Below are 3,217 nucleotides of genomic sequence, written 5' to 3'. Positions count from 1 at the left end.
CAATAGAGCTCCAGCTCCCCCAGTTGCACCAAAATAGACCGCTTTATATTTTTTACAAGCCTCAATTACTTCTTTGCTTCTTTTTCCTTTTCCTATCATTCCCTTTAATCCGTGCTCAATCAAAATCGGAGAGTAACTATCCATTCTATAGCTTGTAGTAGGACCGGCACTTCCTATGGGTTCTCCGGGCTTTGGTGGAGTTGGCCCAACAAAATAGATAACCGCGCCTTTAATATCAAAAGGAAGCTCTTCACCATTTAATATAAGATCAACAAGTCTTTTATGAGCGGCATCTCTTGCGGTATAGATGGTTCCGGATAAATAAACGATATCTCCCGCTTTCAATTTTATTACATCTTCATCAGATAAAGGTGTTTTCAATCTATACTCCGCCATTTTTATCCCTTAAATTGTAATATGCGAATGTCTGGAACTATGGCACTGAACATTTACTGAAACAGGCAAAGATGCAATATGGCACATTCTACCCTCATACATCTCTATATGCACCGCCAACACTGTTTCGGTTCCTCCCATACCCATAGCACCAATTCCTAATTTATTTAGTTCCTCTTTAATCTCTTCTTCAAATTTTTGAAGTTCTGGGTCTGGATTTTTCGTGCCGATACTTCTAAAGAGTGCGTGTTTACTCATAACTGCGGCCAAATCAAAACTTCCGCCGATTCCAATTCCAACCACCAATGGAGGACAAGGATTTGGACCAGCATCGCTTATCACTTTTTTTACAAACTCTTTTATCCCCTCTTTACCTTGAGCCGGAGCCAAAACAGTAGCACGGCTAACATTTTCGCTTCCGCCCCCTTTTGCGGCATATTCTATTTCGATTTTATCGCCAGGAACAATATCAAAATATATTACAGGAGGTAAGTTATAACCGATTTTGTCTTTAAGATTTTCTCTTGTAAAACAATCACAAGTAGAAGCTCTTAAATATCCCTCTTTATAACCTTTTTGCGTTCCTTCATATATTGCTTCTTTTAAACTGCCCCCCTCTATTTTTACATCTTCTCCCACTTTTACAAAATATATAGCAAGTCCGGTATCTTGGCAAAGAGGTTTAGCATCTCTTGCGGCAATTTCCGCGTTTTCAAGCAGTTGAGCCAAAACGGCACGACTAACTTCGCTTTTTTCTTCTTCATAGGCTCTTTTTAAAGCTTCAAGCATATCTTCGCTTAAATGAGTGGTAGAGTAAATAATCATATCTTTTATTGAATTTACTATAGTTTCATATTTAACCACTCTCATTTTTTATCCTCAAAATATTTTTTTTCTTCTAAAACATCTATTAGTTCTTTAACTGATGCTACGCTTCTATCAAAAAGCTCTCTCTCTTTTGGAGTTAATTGAAGTTCTATTATCTCTTCGACCCCGTTTGCTCCTAAAGTTACGGGAACTCCGTTTGGGATTCCATTTACTCCATATTCTCCTTCAAGAAGAGTTGAACAAGGATATATCTTTTTTGAATCTTTTAAAATCGCCTCTACCATAATAGCCGTTGCTTTACCTGGAGCAAAATAGGCACTGGTTCCCATAAGTTTAACGATTTGTGCTCCTCCGCTTTTAGTGTTTTCAACTACTTCGTTAAGTTCTCCCGGGGTTAAGAGATCAGTTATTGGAATGCCTGCGACCGTTGAATATCTAGGAAGCGGAACCATATAATCCCCATGTCCTCCAATTACTGTCGCCCTTATCTGACCGGCTCCAAAACCCAGTTTTTCATAAATAAAATGGGTCATTCTCGCCCCGTCTAAAATCCCAGCCATTCCAATAACTCTATTTTTTGGAAAACCGCTCTTTTTTAACGCTACGTAAGTCATAGTATCAAGTGGATTTGTTACTACTATTATGATAGAATCTGGAGCGTGTTTTACGATATTTCCCACAACTTCGCTAACAATATCGGCGTTGGCAAAAAGCAGATCGTCTCTACTCATCCCGGGTTTTCTTGGAAAACCGGCTGTTATTACTACAACTTTACTTCCGGCAATGTCACTATAATCTTTTGCCGCTCTAACAATTGAGTGAGTTCTAAGAGCAGCTGCCGCTTGGTTCATATCCAAAGCTTTCCCCTGTGCTCTATCTTTATCTCTATCTACCAATATTACTTCATGCGCCAATCCTTGCATAGCAACAGAATATGCAACGATACTTCCAACATTTCCACCGGCGCCAACTATTGAAACTTTTGAACTTTTAGCCATTAACACTCCTTTTTTCAGAGGCAAAGCCTCTGAATTTTTATATATTGTCGATTATTTCATTAAATATTTTGCTTGGTCTCATTGCAGCTTCGACTTTTTGATCATCTGGATGATAATATCCTCCAATATCTGTTTTTTTACCTTCAGTAGCTTTTATTTCATTTAAAATAGCCTCTTCATTAGCTTTTAACTTCTCAGCAACTGGTGCAAATTTTGCTTCAAGTTCGCTATCACCGCATTTAGCTAACTCTTCTGCCCAAAAAGTTGCTAAATAGTAGTGACTTCCTCTATTATCAAGTTCACTGACTTTCCTTTTTGGAGTCATATCTTTATCTAGATATTGACCAACAGCTCTATCAAGAGCGTCTGCAATAATATTTGCTTTTTGGCTAGCACCCTGTTTAACCGCAAGCTTTAACGACTCAACAAGTGCCATGAACTCACCTAAACTATCCCATCTTAAATGCCCCTCTTTTATAAACTGCTCAACATGCTTAGGAGCAGATCCACCAGCACCTGTTTCAAAAACGCCTCCACCATTTAATAGTGGAACTATTGAAAGTGTTCTTGCACTTGTTCCAACTTCAATAATTGGGAAAAGATCTGTTAAATAATCTCTCAATACGTTACCAGTTACAGAAATAGTTCCTTCACCTTTTCTAAATCTTTTTAGAGTATATGTCATAGCCTGCTCAGGAGCCATAATATGATATTCAACGCCGTTTAAATCTTCGCTTCTTAAAGTCTCTAAAGCTTTTTTTATGATATTTGCATCATGAGCTCTGTTGCTATCAAGCCAAAAAACTATCGGAAATCCACTCTCTTTCGCACGTCTAACGGCTAGTTTAACCCAGTCAACTATCGCATCATCTTTAGCGCTGTATGCCCTCCAGATATCTCCCTCTTCTACTTCATGGCACATTAAGATGTTTCCATCTTCGTCATTCGTTTTTATATATCCATCTTCTGGCGGAAAGAAAGTTTTATCGTGGCTT

At 38.4% G+C, this 3,217-nt stretch carries 4 protein-coding genes; all 4 read right to left on the bottom strand.

From position 1 onward, the window contains the following. Positions 1-396, bottom strand: a 396-nt coding sequence (locus AC30RD_RS07650) for a fumarate hydratase C-terminal domain-containing protein (RefSeq protein WP_489493856.1), incomplete at its 3' end; no start/stop codon positions are given. Between the two features lie 9 nt (positions 397-405). Beyond that, positions 406-1,266 carry a fumarate hydratase gene (locus AC30RD_RS07645; protein ID WP_489493855.1) on the bottom strand — a complete coding sequence of 287 codons (861 nt, stop codon included), beginning with the start codon at positions 1,264-1,266 and terminating at the stop codon, positions 406-408. Then, the gene (gene mdh / locus AC30RD_RS07640; RefSeq protein WP_489493853.1) at positions 1,263-2,222 is read right to left on the bottom strand and encodes a malate dehydrogenase; all 960 of its coding nucleotides are present in this window, start codon (positions 2,220-2,222) and stop codon (positions 1,263-1,265) included. The genes AC30RD_RS07645 and mdh overlap by 4 nt, the downstream gene beginning before the upstream one ends. Positions 2,223-2,259: 37 nt before the next feature. After that, positions 2,260-3,217 (bottom strand): NADP-dependent isocitrate dehydrogenase (locus tag AC30RD_RS07635; RefSeq protein WP_489493851.1); only part of this gene is annotated, 958 nt, incomplete at its 5' end.

Source organism: Nitrosophilus sp. (assembly GCF_982775275.1).
The sequence above is the reverse complement of the archived record's forward strand: the minus strand, read 5'-3'. Positions and strand labels throughout refer to the sequence as shown.